Annotated in this window: 16 protein-coding genes; 15 read left to right on the top strand and 1 reads right to left on the bottom strand. The window is 58.6% G+C overall.

The window, feature by feature from the left end:
* Positions 1–197: 197 nt before the first annotated feature.
* A complete protein-coding gene (locus DCH402_RS10540; RefSeq protein ID WP_040001047.1) occupies positions 198–1,250 on the bottom strand; it encodes a hemin-degrading factor in 1,053 nt (350 codons plus the stop codon).
* Positions 1,251–1,822: 572 nt separating this feature from the next.
* Between DCH402_RS10540 and DCH402_RS10535 the strand changes: the two genes are divergently transcribed.
* The 15 genes from DCH402_RS10535 to DCH402_RS10465 all read left to right on the top strand — a co-directional run bounded on the left by DCH402_RS10535 (position 1,823) and on the right by DCH402_RS10465 (position 16,422).
* Entirely contained in the window at positions 1,823–2,506 is a 684-nt protein-coding gene (locus tag DCH402_RS10535; protein WP_012769749.1) for a response regulator transcription factor, read from the top strand.
* 46 nt (positions 2,507–2,552) lie between these two features.
* A complete protein-coding gene (locus DCH402_RS10530) occupies positions 2,553–3,956 on the top strand; it encodes a sensor histidine kinase (RefSeq protein WP_050583295.1) in 1,404 nt (467 codons plus the stop codon).
* Between the two features lie 352 nt (positions 3,957–4,308).
* On the top strand, positions 4,309–4,527 hold the full coding sequence (locus tag DCH402_RS10525) for a Flp family type IVb pilin (RefSeq protein WP_040001044.1): 219 nt from the start codon (positions 4,309–4,311) through the stop codon (positions 4,525–4,527).
* Positions 4,527–5,084, top strand: a complete 558-nt coding sequence (locus tag DCH402_RS10520) for an A24 family peptidase (protein ID WP_040001043.1) — start codon at positions 4,527–4,529, stop codon at positions 5,082–5,084. Before DCH402_RS10525 ends, DCH402_RS10520 begins: the two co-directional genes overlap by 1 nt.
* A gap of 33 nt (positions 5,085–5,117) precedes the next feature.
* On the top strand, positions 5,118–6,044 hold the full coding sequence (gene cpaB / locus DCH402_RS10515; RefSeq protein ID WP_040001042.1) for a Flp pilus assembly protein CpaB: 927 nt from the start codon (positions 5,118–5,120) through the stop codon (positions 6,042–6,044).
* A gap of 68 nt (positions 6,045–6,112) precedes the next feature.
* Complete coding sequence (locus DCH402_RS10510) at positions 6,113–7,537, top strand: type II and III secretion system protein family protein (protein ID WP_040001040.1); 1,425 nt, start codon at positions 6,113–6,115, stop codon at positions 7,535–7,537.
* A gap of 14 nt (positions 7,538–7,551) precedes the next feature.
* On the top strand, positions 7,552–8,223 hold the full coding sequence (locus tag DCH402_RS10505; RefSeq protein ID WP_040001039.1) for a CpaD family pilus assembly lipoprotein: 672 nt from the start codon (positions 7,552–7,554) through the stop codon (positions 8,221–8,223).
* 15 nt (positions 8,224–8,238) lie between these two features.
* Positions 8,239–9,444, top strand: coding sequence for an AAA family ATPase (locus DCH402_RS10500; RefSeq protein ID WP_040001038.1), 1,206 nt, complete (start codon positions 8,239–8,241; stop codon positions 9,442–9,444).
* A gap of 34 nt (positions 9,445–9,478) precedes the next feature.
* The gene (locus DCH402_RS10495) at positions 9,479–10,849 is read left to right on the top strand and encodes a CpaF family protein (protein WP_236887011.1); all 1,371 of its coding nucleotides are present in this window, start codon (positions 9,479–9,481) and stop codon (positions 10,847–10,849) included.
* A 29-nt stretch (positions 10,850–10,878) separates the two neighbouring features.
* Entirely contained in the window at positions 10,879–11,856 is a 978-nt protein-coding gene (locus DCH402_RS10490; protein WP_040001036.1) for a type II secretion system F family protein, read from the top strand.
* Between the two features lie 12 nt (positions 11,857–11,868).
* Positions 11,869–12,828, top strand: a complete 960-nt coding sequence (locus tag DCH402_RS10485; RefSeq protein WP_040001035.1) for a type II secretion system F family protein — start codon at positions 11,869–11,871, stop codon at positions 12,826–12,828.
* A 50-nt stretch (positions 12,829–12,878) separates the two neighbouring features.
* A complete protein-coding gene (locus tag DCH402_RS10480; protein ID WP_040001034.1) occupies positions 12,879–13,727 on the top strand; it encodes a tetratricopeptide repeat protein in 849 nt (282 codons plus the stop codon).
* Entirely contained in the window at positions 13,724–14,239 is a 516-nt protein-coding gene (locus tag DCH402_RS10475; RefSeq protein WP_050583294.1) for a TadE/TadG family type IV pilus assembly protein, read from the top strand. The genes DCH402_RS10480 and DCH402_RS10475 overlap by 4 nt, the downstream gene beginning before the upstream one ends.
* Entirely contained in the window at positions 14,232–14,846 is a 615-nt protein-coding gene (locus tag DCH402_RS10470; protein WP_040001033.1) for an aminotransferase class IV, read from the top strand. Before DCH402_RS10475 ends, DCH402_RS10470 begins: the two co-directional genes overlap by 8 nt.
* Positions 14,836–16,422 (top strand): hypothetical protein, encoded by a 1,587-nt coding sequence (locus DCH402_RS10465; protein WP_233276270.1) that lies wholly within the window; start codon positions 14,836–14,838, stop codon positions 16,420–16,422. The genes DCH402_RS10470 and DCH402_RS10465 overlap by 11 nt, the downstream gene beginning before the upstream one ends.
* The last annotated feature ends 5 nt before the right edge of the window (positions 16,423–16,427 follow it).

Here is a 16,427-nt window from a genome sequence, read left to right as displayed (position 1 = left end):
TCGCCCCTGGCATGAATTGCTTAATTTATTACTCTTTCCCATCAGGTGGTTGACGTAGTGCTGATTTGGTAGGCGCTTAAGCGGTTAATGCCGGATGCGCGGCCCGAGCCCCGTAACGCGGTTGCTTTTCATGCAACGACTCTCGCCTGCGCGGACGATGGAGAGGCGTTCGCGCGTCTCTCCATCGTGGTAATCCGTCAGGCTGCGACGCTTTCACCTTTCGCTTCCAGTTTCGCTTCCAGCAACGCAATTTGCTCGCGCCAGCGGGTCTGCTCGGGTTCGCCTTCACGGCGTCGGCCGTACAGTTGGGCTATCTGCGTGCCGTCGGCGGCATACAGTTCCAGGCTGGTGACCACCCCGTCTACCGTCGGTTTGCGGGTAATCCAGCTTTCGTCGATATCGCTGTCGTTCAGGTGCAGCGTGAAGTGACGGTTAAAAATATTCAGCCAGCCTTGCATCGGTTCTACGCGTTCCAGTACGCCGGTGAAGATCTGCACACAGCCACGATTACCGACAAACACCATAATTTCGTTGCCATCGACATGGGCCTGATGTAACAGCGCGGCCAGCGCCTGGTTATCCACCTTGCGCGCCAAATCGTCGCTGACCAGCTTAAACGCCTGTTGGCGCGACAGGTTATAACGATGCAGCAACAGATAGAACTGATGCACATCGGTCATCGCACGCCACTCGATTTCCAGCCGGGCGACATCAACGCTTTCGGCATAGAGAGCGGGAGTGGCTGCGGTGATTGTCGGGGCGGCCGTTTCATCGCTGGCAAAGCGCGCCACAATCTCGTGCCACACAGCCATATCGGTGGTGTCGGTGGCATAAACTTTGTGCACCGCGTCGCCCTGCGGATCGAAAAATTGCAGGCTGTGGCGCACGCCGCGTGCCGTCTCTTCTTCCAGTGCGAAAGCGCTGTGCCACTGATTCATAAACAGGCGCAAATCGATGCCGCCGGGGTTGAGGATAAGCCCCGCATGGCCTTCCAACTGTTGATTGCCGTACACCCCGACATGCTCATGTACCGCATGTTGATTACGGGTAATTGCCTTGAGTGTGCCGGCCTGTTGCAGCGCCGCCAGTAAGGCGCGCGGTTGATCCTGCAACCGGCGGGCATCATGGCCGACGCGCGCCGCGGTCAGTTCGGCTTCGCTAACGCCCAGATGCCCGGCGAGATCGCGTGCATAGAGCTTCGGATGGCTGGTTTTAGCCTCAAGATAACGATTGTACAGCGCATTCAGCATAATTATTTTCCCTTCGAGATGGTGGGCGCCAGTATGGACAAGCTGAATTCGCGCTAACAAGATAAATCCTGAAACATGAAATCAATTTAATTTTCCGGATAACGCGGATGAACGGGCTAAGCGGCGTAACCAAATAAATAAAAAGAAAATTGCGGATAACCATGCGCACTCTCGCAGAGGGGCTGGATTAAATTTTATTAAGGTTGCCGGCTTTTTCTTGTCAGCCGGTTTTTACTGTGCCGCGCCGGACAACGCGTCCCCGGCAGGGCGCAACGGAAAAGGCGTTGTAACCCTCTTGTAATCAAATGATAATGATTGTTATTATCTGTTAAGGCGAGGTGATGGAACCGGTTTGTCTTCCTTGGGATACGACGACGCGGTCACTGAGTGATGTGACTCAGCATCATGTGCATTCAAAAAATAACGCCAAAGACAGACTGACGATAACGTTTGCGAGCCGGCCTGAAAACCGCGATGGGTTGAAAACGGCTTGCCAACAATTTCAATAAGCGTGCATTTCAATCAGCGCGCATTTCAATAAGCGTGCATGAATTGAGTTCAGGGGAAGGGTTATGCGTGTTTTAGTGGTTGATGATGATTCCGCGCTGTGCCATTGGCTGGGTGCGAAGTTACATGCCCACGGACACTCTTGCCGGCTGATCCACGATGGGGCGGAGGCATTACAGGCGATTGAACAGGAAGTGTATGATGTGGTGCTGCTGGATCGGATGCTGCCCGGCATGGATGGTTTCAGCGTGTTGCGTGCGCTACAGGGGCGTCCGCATCCTCCAGTCATGTTGCTGTCCGCATTGGATCGCGACGTCGACCGCGTGATGGGGCTGGAGCTCGGCGCGGAAGATTATCTTGGAAAACCCTTTAATCTTAATGAATTGCGTCTGCGGCTGGATATTATTGTCGGGCGCGACAAACGTCGTCATGAACAACGCCAGGTGCTCACTTTCGCCGATCTGAAAGTCGATTGCCTGCAACGTTCCGTCTGGCGCGGCGGCAAACGCATCGAACTGACGGATAAAGAAATCAAACTGTTGATGATCCTGATGGAACATCCCGGCAAGGTGATCAGCCGCACGCTATTGCTGGAGCGGGTATGGGGTTATCAGTTTGATCCGCAGACTAACCTTATCGACGTACACCTTTCCAAACTACGCGCCAAGATTGATAAAGGCTTCTCGCTGCCGCTGATCAAAACACTGCGTTCGGTAGGTTATTGCCTCGGCGAGATTGAGAAGAGGTAGCGGCGTGTCAGCCAGGGTAAACGGTCTGCGCAGGTTGCTGCGTCAAATGCAGATAAAACTGCATCAGTGGCAGGCGATCGGCGTCAGTTATGACCCGGGTTTTCTCTCGAGTACCCATTTTCGTCAGTCGATCACCATCGTCTATCTGTTTATGATCGTAATGTTGGGATGCATCCTGGGATTCAGCGTGCTGAGTGAATCGCTGCTGCGTAGCCATGTACACGATATCATTATGAACGATATCTATAATTACGCGGCAAAATCCCGTCTGAAAGACAGTGCGGGTTTATCAGCGCACTTGCGTCAGGAATACCATGAACCGAGCGATGAATTACCGATGGTGATAGTGATGGCGGATGATGGTCGCCTGATTTATCACAACATGCCGTTCGTTCCTGCCGCCGGCCGGTGCCAGTTGAATGTCGAGTGTCTGAAAGGGTTGCTGGGTGTCGGCGGCAGCGACAACGTGATGGGTCTTGCGGTTCGTCTGGAAGACGGCGCTATCTTGTTTCGTGCCTATAACATCGTGCCGATGCTGGAACGGGTGCGGACCATTCCGCTGGTGGCCGGCGCAGGATTGTTTCTCGTGCTGATGTTTTGCCTGCTGGTCAGCCGCCACTTTAGCTTGCGCAGCCTGAACAGCGTGCGGCAGATCCGTGAAGCGCTGCATCGCTACAGTACCGGCGAGCAACATGTGCGTATGCCGGTTTCTCCCTATGGCAATGATTTCGACGGCCTGTGCGTCGATATTAACCAGAACCTGGAACGCATTGATCGCCTGATGACGCAAGTGCGTAGTACCGCCGGGCATGTCGCCCACGAGTTGCGCACGCCGCTGACGCATTTGCAGAATCGGCTCTATACGCTGGCGGAACGCGATGATCTCAGCGACGGCGTGCGCAGCGAGATCGATGGCGCATCAAGTGACGTGCAATCCGTGCTGACGTTGTTCCGCAATGTGATGCGCATCGGCGAAATTGAAAGCGGGCGTTGCGTCCATCAGTTTGACCATTTTTGCGCCCAGCGGTTGTTACACGACCTGGAAGAGTATTACCAGCCGCTGGCGGAAGCGCATCAGTGCTCGCTGGTGGTGGAGCTTAGTGCGCCCATCCCGATGTTCGGCGATCGCGCGCTGGTGTTTCAGGCGATGGCCAATCTGATTGAAAATGCATTGAAATATGCCGCAGGGACCGGACGCATTACCCTTGGCGTGCACCTGTATCACGGCTGGCTGGCGTTGTGCGTGCGCGACCACGGACCGGGGATTCCCCCCGCGTTACATCAGGCGGCGACGGAGCGTTTCGAACGTCTTGATCAGGCGCATAACCAGAGTGGTTATGGTCTTGGTTTATCGCTGGTGAAGGCGATTGCCGAACTGCACGGCGGAAAACTCGTTTTGGACTCCGCTGAACCGGGTCTGGCGGCGTATTTATGCCTTAATCGCAGCTAACTTAAATCGCAGTTAACTTAAATCGCAGTTAATTTACGTGCGTGCTGAAACCGCTATACCCGTCATACGTTAAGTCGCCGGAACGCCAATGGGGTGATTCGCCTTGAAACGCCGACGGACCAAAAACGGTTTGTCGGCCATCTCAGGATGTTAATGCTTTCCGTACTGCCGCTGTTAACCAATACGTACAAAAAAAGTAAGGTATTTGCAGCAAAAATAATGGCGAAAATTAACATATCTTAATCTTCCGCATCTTGTCGTTTATGATAATAAGTCTCATTATTATCACTTCCTGATGGTGCTGTGCGATGTGGCGCAGTCCACCCCTGTAACCTGATAGAGAGAGCGGATAATGAACCAATTGAAAGCAAAAATGCGTGCATTTTTCCAGGATGAAAGCGGTGTGACCGCGATCGAATACGGCATTCTGGCGGCGGCGATGGCGGCGGCTATCGGTGCGATTTTCGGCGGCGACGGTATCTTCGTGAGGGCGTTAAACGAGAAATTCAGTGATATCGCCAACCAGATTACCGGTTCCGGTACGACTGGTTCTTCTACTCCAGCCAAGTAATGGCCGGGCAGTTTGGCGTGCAGTATGCGTATAACCTGTTGCTGGTGGTGTGTCTGGTCTGGTGCATCGGCAGCGACCTGTTGCTAAGACGTATCCCGAATCGTGCGGTATTGGCGCTGTTGCTGGGCTGGCTGGCGTTGAGCGCGCTGGCGACAGTCGGGGTGACGGGGCCGTTGCCGCGCCTTTCCGGCTCCCTGTTGCAGGCATTGCCGGGGGCGCTGCTGGTGTTTGTGGTGGGGTTTCTGCTGTTTCTCACCGGACGTCTGGGGGCCGGCGACGTCAAACTGATGAGCGTGCTCTGTTTGTGGGTGGGCTACGGCCACCAGATCAGTTTTGTCATGATGACGGCTATTGCCGGCGGGATACTGGCATTATCGCTGCCGTTGCTCAATACCTGCTCGACAGGCGTGGCATTGCTGATTGAACGGATGAATCACCTGCTGAAAATAAATATTACGCCGCCGCCAATGCTCTCTGCCGAATTATCACAGGGTATTCCCTATGGCATCGCGATTGCCTTTGGGGCGGCTTATATCCTTATTTGGCCTCAGTTCTGAAATATAAAAGAATCTGGCCGGTAGAAATAAAAAATGAAAATAAACTCGACGCTTTTATTGTCCGTGGCGCTGATTGCCGCCGGGGTCGTGGCGCTGATTGTTCGCAGTCAACTCCCCGGCACGCCTGTTGCACAGCAGGCGCCGGCGGCGGCACCGACACCCGTGGAGAAAACGGCGGTGCTGGTGACCGCGCGGGATCTCTCGCCAGGCGATTTTATTGATGGTTCCGCCGTGCGCTGGCAGGAAACGGACCAACCGGTTTCACGAACCTTCTATTTTATTCGTGGTAAAGATCAGGAAAGTCAGTTATATGGCGCGACGCTACGGGGTAAAATCCCGGCGGGCACCCCGTTAAACAATAACAGCGTGGTTCGCCCCAATGAGCCGGGCTTTATTGCCGCCGTACTCCGTCCGGGGATGCGCGCCATCTCCATTCCTACCAGCGTGGTCGCCAGCAATGCGGGTCTGGTCAGCGCCGGCGATTATGTCGATATCATCCTCAGCCTGCGCCGTGATGATGAAGTCTCGCTGCAACCCACGTCTCAACAACCTGTCCCTCCGCCGGTGGTCGGCGCGCAGACCGTAGCGCGCAATCTGCGGGTTCTGGCGCTGAATAATCAAACGGATGCGATTACCTCTATGCGTCCGCGTCAGGACATCAACGGCGCTGAACCGGCACAGAATACTCCGCAGGGACGCCAGCGTACGCCTATCTATCAGTCTATCACGCTGGAAGCGACGCCCAAACAGGCGGAAGTGCTGACCGTCGCCAAAGAAGTGGGGCTGTTGCAGATGGCTCAGCGCAGCGCGCTTGAAACATCCGATGACGCCGAGGCGCAAACAACGGTGACCACCCTGAAAGATACCACCGGTATTTACAGCAAGATGGTCAGCAGTGGACATCAGGTGAAAATGTTCCGTGGCGACAGGGCCGAGGTGAAGCAATTCCCTGCCCGATGACAACGTCGCGCCACGCCTGCCCGCGCGGGTCGCGTGGATGAATCAATCCCAGTCATGGATACCCATAAATGAAGATGAGTTTTACGCCCGACTTCGGCTATCGCCTGGCCGCGAAACGCCTGTTGCTGGTCGCCTGTTGTCTGCTGTCGGCAACGACGCTACCTGTCGCCGCGGTGACGCAGATCGAAGCCACCAGCGAAATCCGCCTGAATATCAATCAGGGACGTATGCTGCAACTGGACCAAATCCCGGATAGCGTACTGATCGCCGACCCGGCGATCGCCAGTTTTGAATTGCCGTCGCCGGGCAATGTGTTCGTGTTTGCCAAAGGCGTGGGGAACACCACGCTGTATGCAATGGATGTTGACGGGCAGGTGGTCAGCGCCATTCACCTGGTGGTCGAGCATGATCTGGATGCGCTCAAAGAGCGCCTGCGTCGTGAATTCCCCGATGCGCAGATCCAACTGGAAGCCTCGGTGCCAAACGGTGTGATTGTCCGCGGCAGCGTGGAAACGCCGCAGGACGCGAAAAAAGTGATCGACAGCGTGCAGGCGTGGATTGGCGCGTCCGCTTCGTCACGCGGCGGCGCAGGCGGGGGCGGTGGGGGCGGGGGCGCTATGCCGGCGTCCAGCAGCACCTCGCCGAATGTGGTGAACCAACTGAAAGTGCGCACGCCATCGCAGATCAACATTCGTGTGCGGGTGGTGGAAGTGTCGCGCAAACTCACCCATGAGCTGGGCTTTAACTGGGATTCATCGCTGAACCGGGGCCGCAATACCATTGGTTTTGGTTCGGGGGCGCTGAGCAATTTCTTTAGCGCCACCAGCAACACCTTCAGTCGTGAGGCGGGCAGCGCCTCGCTGGGTTACAACTACACCGGCAGTGATGGTTCGCTGAGTACGCTGCTGTCCGCGCTGAATTCACAGGGGATGGCCTCGGTGCTGGCGGAGCCGAACCTGACGGCGATGTCCGGTGAAACGGCCGCCTTTGCTGCCGGCGGCGAAGTGCCGATTGTGTTGATTACCGGTAACAGCGTCAGCATCGATTACAAATCTTACGGCGTGATCCTGCGTATGACGCCAACCCTGCTGTCGGCGAACCGCATCAGTTTACATATCGCACCGGAAGTGAGTGAACTGACGTCGGTCGGCTCGGTACAACTGGAAGGCGGCTCCACCATTCCGGCGCTGACTGTACGCCGCGCCGATACCACGGTGGAACTGGCCAGCGGTCAGAGTTTCGCCCTGGCGGGCATGTTGCGCAGCAGCAACAGTCAGACGGTGGCCGGTGTACCGGGACTGTCGGGTATTCCTTTGCTGGGCCGCGCATTTGAGCGGGAATCCACCAGTTCGGAAGAGACTGAGCTGGTGATTATCGCTACCGCCTATGTGGTCGCGCCGGTGAGCGCCGGCACGCTGCAAACTCCAGGCCAGGGCGCGAAGATGCTCGATGCCAACACGCCTCGGTTCGGCGCGGCAGGCTACCTCTACTAACCGGCGAGATAATCATGAAAACCACACAACCTTACCTGATGCCTGCCCGCCTGACTGTCCTGGCGCTGGCGCTTATCGCGCTGGCAGGCTGTAGCGATCGCAAGATAAGCGCAGAGCGTATGACGCGTTTTAACCAGCCGGATGTCGAGCGCATCGAGGTGAAGCCCTCTTCGCTGGCGGTCAATTTACAGGTGGATCGCAACGGCCACGGCCTGGATGCCGACTCGCTGGCGTCGTTAAACCAGTTACTGAACCAGCAAGGACGCTTGTCGAAACAGACGCTGACCATCACCCCGTGGACGGCCCGCGGCGAGCAGATCGCCAGCCGTCTGGCTAACGCGCTGGAGAACGCCGGCGCGGATAAAAGCCGTATCCGCGTGATGACGCGCGTACCGGCGGTGAACCAGAGCGGCGATTTGCAGGTGCAGTCGCAGGCGCTGGCCGTCAAGGCGCCGGCCTGTCAGGTCAATGACGCGGGCTTGCTGATGGTTAAACCGTTTGAGGCCGTGGGTTACCTCGGCTGCGCCAACCAGAGCAATCTGGCGCAAATGGTGGCGGAGCCGCGTGATTTGATTCAGGCGCGCAGCCTTGATGCGGCGGACGGCGTGAACATGGTGAACAGCATTGAGCGCTACCAGCAAAACGAGGTGAAAGACCTCATCGATATTAACTTCGACGAAGACTAACGGAAGGTTAAGCGGATGAGTGACGCAACGGTATCTCCGGCTCAGGAAGCGGAAGAGTGGAGCGCGGGGCTGGCGGCGTTTGTGCAAGATGTCGGTCAGCAAACGCAGCTGCGTGAAGACCTGGCTCGCCTGCGACGCCCGGGCGTACAGGTCCATGCCGGCGGTCTGGCCGCCGCCAGACAATGGTGTGAGCTGAATCTGCCGCCGCAGATCTTGCTGGTGGATCTCGACGGCGAGCCGTGGCCGCTGCCGGAGATGGAAACGCTGCTGGCGATGTGCGGCCCCGGCACGCGGGTGATCGCCCTCGGCAAAACACAGGACGTTGATTTGTACCGTGCGCTGTTGCAACTGGGCGTGACGGATTATCTGGTCAAGCCCTGCACGCTGGATTTGCTCTCCGCCACGCTGGCGAAGTGTGATGGCCAGCAGTCCGGCCCGGAGTACGCGCGGATGGGGCGTACCGTGGCGGTGGTCGGCGCCAGCGGCGGCGTGGGAGCCAGCACCGTGGCGGCAAGTCTGGCGCGGTTGATGTCTCTGGAACGCCATCTGCCCGTCGCGTTGGTGGATTTCGACCGTCGGCATGGCGATCAACTGCTGTTGCAGGGGATGGATGACGACGCCGGACTAACGGCGGTGCTGGACAGCGAACAACTGGATACCCGGTTGTTGCAACGCGCCATGTTGCAGGTGGATACCCGCCTGCATTTGCTGGCGCAGAAGCCGCAACTGGGCGAATTGCCGGATGTCGATCCCGATGCGGTGCTGAATCTGGGCGGTACGCTGTGCCGTATGTTCAACCAGGTGATATGGGATTTGCCGGGCTATCTGCCCACCGGCGCGCTGGATGTGATCAGTTGCGCCGATCTGCGCATTCTGGTCACCGAACTGACGGTGCAGGATGCGCGTAACGTGCGTCGCCTGGTGCAGGCGATTGGCGATGAAAGCGAAGGCCAGCGCTTGTTGCTGGTGCATAACCAGAGCCACTTCAGCGGCAATGCGCCGTTAAGCCGCGCGCAATTCGAAAGCCTGATCGAACGACCGCTGGATGTGGTGTTGCCGCACGCCGGCACCGCGCTGGGGCAAAGCCTCAGCCTCGGCGCGCTGGATCTGGCCGCCAGTGCGCCGTTCCGGCAGGGGATGCGCCAACTGGTGGATAGCGCTTGCGGCGTGCGGCCGATGCCGGCGAAAAAGCGCTGGCTGAGTTTGTTAAAGCGTGCCTGAACCGTGTTAACCCGTAAGGAGAACCCCTGTGCTGATGCGTAAACCCCTTGCCCCGCGGCGTGAAGAAGCGGCCAGACAACCCGAACCCGCGCCGCAGGCCACGCCCGTCAAGGCAGCGGAAGCGGCGCCGACCGAGACGCGTCAGGCGATGGCCGCCGCCCGTCAGCCGGTGGAAAACCGTAACAGCCATCGTCGTCTGATTCGTACCCAACTGTACGACCTGATCGATGCCGGTCGTGCGGCGGCGATGTCGCGCGACAAACTGTTGTCGCAGATTCAGGCGGCAATCCGTCAGTTGTGCGACGAGCAGCGTTTACAACTGTCGCGCCAGGAAGAAGAGAACATCGCCGGCGAAATGCTGGATGAAATGACCGGTATCGGGCCGATTCAACCATTGCTGGCGGACGATACCGTCAACGACATCCTGGTGAATGGCGCAGGCCAGGTATTTGTCGAGCGCTTCGGCAAACTGGAACTGTCGCCGGTGACTTTTATTGATGAAGAGCATGTGTTTAATACCGCGCAGCGCATTGCCGCCGCGGTGGGGCGCCGTATCGACGAATCCAGCCCGATGGTGGATGCGCGTCTGCCGGACGGCAGCAGGGTGAATGTGATCACCTATCCGCTGGCGATCGACGGCACCACTATTTCGATCCGTAAATTTATGCGCCGCAACCTATCGCTGGAGACACTGGCGTCGCAGGGGTGTATCTCCCCGGCGATGGCGGAGGTGCTGACGCGCGCGATGCAAGCCCGCCTGAACGTGGTTGTTTCCGGCGGAACCGGTGCGGGTAAAACCACGCTGCTTAACGCGTTGTCGCAAAACATCGATACCCGCGAACGCATTATCACCATTGAAGACGCGGCTGAACTGCAATTACAGCAAACCCATGTGGTGCGGCTGGAAACCCGTCCGGTCAGCGCCGAGGGCGGCGGCAAAGTGGACCAGCGCGATCTGATGCGTAACGCCCTGCGTATGCGCCCGGACCGCATCATTCTCGGCGAGGTCCGCGGCGGCGAATGCTTCGATATGTTGCAGGCGATGAACACCGGACACGACGGTTCGCTGTGTACCGTGCACGCCAACACCACGCGCGATGCCATTCAGCGTCTGGAAAACATGGTGATGATGGCCAATATGCAACTGCCGCTGATGGCGATTCGTCGCCAAATCGCCAGTGCGGTACACCTGATTGTGCAGATTGAGCGTATGCGTGACGGCATACGTCGCGTGGTGGCGGTCAGCGAAGTGTGCGGCATGGAGAATGACGTTATCCAGATGCAGGATCTGTTTCATTTTCAGATCCGCGGCAGCGACGGCCAGGGGCGCATCACCGGCGACTATGTACAAACCATCCAGCGCCCGCAGTTCTATGCCGACAGATCCCATCTGTTTGAGCAGTGAATTTTTGAGCAGTGAATTAAGGAGCCGTTATGACGCCTTTCATGCTGAATCTGATCACCGCGCTGGTATTTGGCGTGGCGCTGTTGACGTTACTGGCGATTGCCTACTGGCGGCGTCAGCGCCAACTGGCGCGCCTGCGCACGCAACGCATGGCGCAAATTTTTGGTGAAGACGCCGCCACCGCCACGACGCAAGTGGATTCGATCCTGAAAAGCCACGCGTACACGCCGTTTGCCGGGGTGCCGGTGCTGGGTCGTCTGGCCGCCGTCTGGTGGCAGCAGTTGGAGTTTATCGGCTGGCAGCAGACGCTGCGCAAGCGGGTCATGATGCTGTTCGCCATTTGTCTGGTGGTAGGCATGGCGATAGGGCGCCGCACGCCGATGCCGTTAACCTCGGGTCTGCTGTTTTCGTTCGCGCTGACGGTCGCGATAGGGGCGGTGATGTTTCACAACACGCTGCAAAAACATCTGCATCAGTTGCGTGAAAGCCTGCCGGATGCGATTGACGCCATTACCCGTAGCTGCCGCGCCGGGGTCCCGGTGGCGAACACCTTTGGTCAGGTGGCGGCGCATCTGAGCGGCCCGCTGGCCAATGAGTTCCGTCTTATCGATCATTGGTTGAAGTTGGGCGTTCCGCTGCGTCAGGTGATCCAGACCTCTGCCGGGCGGGTGCCGATGGCTGAGTACCGTTTCTTTGTGGTGATCCTGATCATCAATCAGGAGGCGGGCGGCCGCCTGGGCGAAACGCTGGAACGCCTCTCCGCTACCTTGCGTCAGCGGCGTGAACTGGCGCTGAAAGTACAATCGAAAACCTCGGAAGCGCGCGCCTCCGCCAAGATTGTCGCCGCGCTGTTCCCCGGCTGTCTTGGCTATATGTACCTGAAATCGCCGGAAGATTTTGATTTTTTATTTAACGACCCGGTCGGTTCCACGGTGCTGGTCTATGCGCTATGCAGCGTCACGCTGGGCATAGTGATCACCCATCTGATGGTTAAACGCATCGCGTAAGGAGAGACGATTATGTTCAGGGACCCGGTGGTGTGGTTGGCGTTGCTGCTGATTGCGCTTGGCCTACGCATGGCGCTGAAAAGCCATGCTCACGCGCAAGTGCGGCGGCTGCGCGACCGTCTGGCGGCGCATGTGACGATGGAAGACACCGCTGCCGTCGGCGGCGCGCCGGACAGCATTCTGCGTAATCAGGGCAAGGCGTTGCCGCCGCGACTGGAAAAAATTCTGCAACCCATCGCCGCCTGGGGCGTGCAGTTAGCGGGGTCGGCGCGGGATCGCCAGCAGTTGCGTCGTTTACTCGATCTGGCGGGGATCCGCCGTACTGAAGCGCTGGGTTGGCTGATGGCGGGCAAACTGGGCGGCGGCCTGCTGCTGGCGCTGTTGCTGGTAGGGGGCGCATTGCCGCCGCAGGATCGTACCGGCCTGACCGGGTTGGCGGCGGCGCTGATCGGCTTTTTCGCCGGCAGCCTGTTGCCTGAAGCCTGGTTGAAAATGCGCGCTGCCGGCCGCGGTGAAAAGCTGGCGCGTGCGGTGCCGGATGCACTCGATCTGATGGTGGTGTGCGCCGAAGCGGGCTTATCCATCGGCCGTGTTTTGCAGGTGGTATCCAAAGAGCTCGGGCTCTCCTCGCCGGAGATGGCCGACGAACTGCGCTACACCGCCGCGGAGCTGCAAATTCTGGCGGATCGCAACACCGCCTTGCAGCACCTTGCCGAACGCACCCGCGTCAGTGAAATCGAAAGCATGGTGGCGACGTTGCTACAGGCGGAACGCTACGGCACGCCATTGTCGCAGGCGCTGCGCACCATTGCCGATGAGAGCCGTAAAACCCTGTTGCTGACCCTTGAAGAGAAGGCGGGCAAATTGCCGGCCCAACTGAGTGTGCCGCTGATGGCGCTTATCCTGCCGCCCATTATCGCCATTATGGCGTCGCCCGCGCTGTTGCGGGTGATCCGCCTGCTGGCTCATTAATTGCGAGCCGAGAATTGCGAACCGAGAATTACAAACCGAGAGAATACGACATGTCGATGAAAAACCACGCGTCACACTTTCTGCGTCATCTGTTGCTGGCCCTGGCAGGCTGCGCGCTGCTGGCGGGATGCAGCAGCCATACGTTGAAAGGCAACAAAGAAGAGGGGCTGAAACTGGCGCGTTTGTTGCGCGATCAGGGGCGGCAGGAAGCGGCGGCGGAGGTGTATGCACGTCTTGATGTGCGCGGCAAGCTGAACGGCGCCGAGATGCTGGAGTATGCCACGGTGGCCGGCCCGGTGCGTCAGCCGGCGGAAGCACTGACGTTGTATGGCCGCGCGCGTGATGCGCTGGGCGGTCATCTCGATGAGATGTCGGCGCCGCAAGCGACAGCCCTCTGCGTGGGAATGGGACGTGCGCAACTGGCGCTGGGCCGCACTGCCGCGGCGCAGCAGGATTTTGATTGCGCGTTGCGCCGCGATGCGCGTGACGCCACCGCCCTGAACGGCATGGGCGTGCTGCTGGATGCGCAAGGCCGCCATGACGAGGCGCGTCGCCGCTTTGAACAGGCGCTGAGCATTGAGCCGGGCAATATCGCGGTGATGAATAATCTGGCGCTTTCCTGGCTGGCCAGCGGTCAGTCGGAGAACGCCATTAACCAGTTGCGCCGCGCCGATCTGAATAACCCGTCGGTACGCCTCAATCTGGCGCTGGCCTGGTTGTATCAGGGCAACGAAGACAACGCGCGTAACGTATTGAGTCAAATGGCGGACGCCTCGCGTGTCGATGCGCTGATCGCCAATCTCGGCGCGCGGGTGGCGAAGTTAAAAAGCGGCAATGCCAGCGAAACCTTGCTGATGGCCAGCACTCAGCCGCTTGCTCTGAGCGATAGCACGCCATGATGCGGATGACTGGACGCGCCTGTCTCGCCGCCTGGCGCTCGGGGCGCGGCGTGATCTCCACTGAGCTGGCTTTTCTGGCGCCGGTGATGCTGGTCGGCGTGATGATGTTGTTTGAACTGGCGCGTATCGGTTTGGTGATTGGTATTGGCAGCGTCGCGCTGGATAAAGCGGTGCAGTCGTTCCGCCTTGACGCGCTGGATACGGGAAATGCCAACGAGGTGACCGAGCAACTGCGCCGTCGCATGGTGGACGCCGGGTATGGCTACATCCGCGAGGATGATTTGTCGGTCAACGTGTTGCATTTCGACAACCTCAGCGAACTGGGGGGGCTGGCCCTGTCGGGGCAGGACGAAGGGCAAGGCTCAAAAAATGTGCAAACCCTGCCGGTGTGGTCGGTCACCGTGCAGATCAAAAAAGCGTTCCTGTCACCGCTGCCGGAAATGCTCTCGCTGGGTAACGCCTTTCGCTATCAGTACAAGCATGTGTTTGGTACGGAGTTGCACGATGAGTAACTGGCTGCGCCGGGGCTGGCGACAACTTCAACCACTTCAACAACTGCGACAACAACAGCACGGCGTCGTGGCGGTGGAAACCGCGCTGGCATTCCCGATCCTGCTGGCGTCGGCGGCGCTGGTGGCGGATATCGTCACCGTCGAGCTGGAGCGCGAGCATCTGGAGCAGCGCGCCGGCGCCATCACCTCGGTGCTGGCGATGCAAAAAAATCTGACCGGGCAGGGATTACAGGGATTGCTGGAGGCCACCATTCCCGACAGCGGCGTGGGCAACTATCAGGTCACCATTACCAACGTGCTTCAGACCGGTGAGGTTTACTGGCAGCTTACCCGCGGTAACAACACCCGCATTTGTACTGACAATCAGGCGGTATCCGGCAGCCGTTATCCGGGGGAGTTACCGGAAGTGAATGCCGAAGAGGGCAAGGAGACGATTTCCATGATTGTGGTGGAACTGTGTCGCCAGGGCAACGATATCAACTTACTGGGCGGCCTGTCGCTGACCAATATGTTGCAGGCGTCGGCGGTCAATCGGGTAACGCGCAACACCCTGACGCTTGATGAGGCGCTGGCGGCAGAAGCCGGGCTGGAGCAGGATGATGAATAAACCACGCTCTCCTTTCGGTGATTCGCTGCGTCGTTTTTGGCGTCAGGAGCGCGGCGCAGGGTCGGCGTTTTATGTGCTGGGCATGATGGGGCTGCTGCTGACGGGCGCTTATGTCATCGATACCCTGCAAACCACCGGCGATGCCTCACAAATCAAACGCGCCGCCGATGCCGCCGCGCTGGCGGTAGGGCGCGAAGCTTTAAGCAAAAACAACAGCGATTTCAGCGCCGCCGATCGTCAACGGTTGGCATGGGAATATGTCAGAAGCAACCTCGGCATGAACAGCAAACTGGCGCAACAGTTGGAAGCCGCCGATATCTCGGTCACAGAAGGAAGCCGCAGCAACGCCCGCCGCACCTTTACCGTCAGCGTGAGTTTTGCCAGTCAGCCGGTGTTGCTGAAGGTGGCGCAGCGGCAACATGAGATTTACTCCACGGTAGAGGTTATCTATCGGCCCAGCGAAGTGGCGCTGGTTTTACCCAATACGGCATCAGAAACCCAGAGCGAACTGGCGGTGCTGCGCCGTCTGGGTAAAAATTTCGCCACGGATTTCCTGGCTGACTATCCTGATCGCCGCCTGGCACTGGTGCCTTACAGCCAGTCGGTGAGTGTGTATGACGACGCCAACTGGAGCAGCCGTATCCGCAACTGGTCGCTGAGCGGCGCGTTAAAACCGGTGGAGCTGTCTTCCTTGTTTCGCAATAACGATTACGGCATCGCCAACCTCGCCAGCCGGATGATGCCCGATTTACGATCGAGGCGTATGTGCTTGTATCGCGGGCTGAATCAGGGGGAAAACTACCTCTGGGAGCAAGCGCCCGCCAACAGCTTCTGGATCCACTATCGACACGACTTACCGATCAACGCCACCTGGATGCCGTTTATCCAGTGGGTCGGGCCAAATCCTGATTTTGGTCAGGCTACTGGCGTCAATGACACACGTTTTATCGTCGGGGATAAAGGCTGCCCGACGGCGGCACTGTTGCCGTTAACCGATGACCTCAACGCTATCTCCGCACGACTCGACCAGATGGAACCGCAGTTCAACGTCAACTACGCCATTGCGATGGGCTGGGGCGCGATGGCGCTAGCGCCGGCGTTTCGCGGCAGCGATGGCTGGGGTGACAGTGAATATCCGCTCGATTTCAACGACAACGGCAGCGGCAATATCAAAGCGATTGTCATGATGGCCAACACCATTGGCGACTGGTTTGATACCGACGCCTATAACGCTTACGTCGGCGAGGCGATTGATGGCGATGGTGAGCTGGGAACGTCAGGCTCAACCGAGGTGGCCGCGAAGCGTTTCCGATCGCTGTGCGAGAGCTTCCGCAGCCGCGACCTGTTGTTCTATTTCATTGGTGTCCGGCCGGGCGATCCGGAGGATTTCGGCCGCACGCTGTTCGGCAAGGTCGCGGTGCCGGGGTTGCAGGTCTGCGCGGCCAACGATGGCGGTTATATCCGGTTCGCCGACAGTTCCAGTTTTTCCGGGGCAGAAGGTCAGATCAGCGAGTTGCTGGATGGCATTCTGGAAGATATCGACAAGCACAGCAGCGCCGTTCGTTTGATTGAGTGATCGCT

It is taken from the genome of Dickeya chrysanthemi NCPPB 402, assembly GCF_000406105.1.
GTDB lineage: Bacteria > Pseudomonadota > Gammaproteobacteria > Enterobacterales > Enterobacteriaceae > Dickeya > Dickeya chrysanthemi.
This window is presented reverse-complemented; position numbering and strand designations above follow the sequence as displayed.

Coding starts and splice junctions, on each gene's coding strand:
- DCH402_RS10520 (WP_040001043.1), top strand. CDS start 4,527: ATGGCCGGGCAGTTTGGCGTGCAGTATGCGTATAACCTGTTGCTGGTG.
- DCH402_RS10530 (WP_050583295.1), top strand. CDS start 2,553: ATGCAGATAAAACTGCATCAGTGGCAGGCGATCGGCGTCAGTTATGAC.
- DCH402_RS10485 (WP_040001035.1), top strand. CDS start 11,869: ATGTTCAGGGACCCGGTGGTGTGGTTGGCGTTGCTGCTGATTGCGCTT.
- DCH402_RS10495 (WP_236887011.1), top strand. CDS start 9,479: ATGCGTAAACCCCTTGCCCCGCGGCGTGAAGAAGCGGCCAGACAACCC.
- DCH402_RS10505 (WP_040001039.1), top strand. CDS start 7,552: ATGAAAACCACACAACCTTACCTGATGCCTGCCCGCCTGACTGTCCTG.
- DCH402_RS10470 (WP_040001033.1), top strand. CDS start 14,232: ATGAGTAACTGGCTGCGCCGGGGCTGGCGACAACTTCAACCACTTCAA.
- DCH402_RS10480 (WP_040001034.1), top strand. CDS start 12,879: ATGTCGATGAAAAACCACGCGTCACACTTTCTGCGTCATCTGTTGCTG.
- DCH402_RS10525 (WP_040001044.1), top strand. CDS start 4,309: ATGAACCAATTGAAAGCAAAAATGCGTGCATTTTTCCAGGATGAAAGC.
- DCH402_RS10490 (WP_040001036.1), top strand. CDS start 10,879: ATGACGCCTTTCATGCTGAATCTGATCACCGCGCTGGTATTTGGCGTG.
- cpaB (WP_040001042.1), top strand. CDS start 5,118: ATGAAAATAAACTCGACGCTTTTATTGTCCGTGGCGCTGATTGCCGCC.
- DCH402_RS10535 (WP_012769749.1), top strand. CDS start 1,823: ATGCGTGTTTTAGTGGTTGATGATGATTCCGCGCTGTGCCATTGGCTG.
- DCH402_RS10540 (WP_040001047.1), bottom strand. CDS start 1,250: ATGCTGAATGCGCTGTACAATCGTTATCTTGAGGCTAAAACCAGCCAT.
- DCH402_RS10510 (WP_040001040.1), top strand. CDS start 6,113: ATGAAGATGAGTTTTACGCCCGACTTCGGCTATCGCCTGGCCGCGAAA.
- DCH402_RS10465 (WP_233276270.1), top strand. CDS start 14,836: ATGATGAATAAACCACGCTCTCCTTTCGGTGATTCGCTGCGTCGTTTT.
- DCH402_RS10475 (WP_050583294.1), top strand. CDS start 13,724: ATGATGCGGATGACTGGACGCGCCTGTCTCGCCGCCTGGCGCTCGGGG.
- DCH402_RS10500 (WP_040001038.1), top strand. CDS start 8,239: ATGAGTGACGCAACGGTATCTCCGGCTCAGGAAGCGGAAGAGTGGAGC.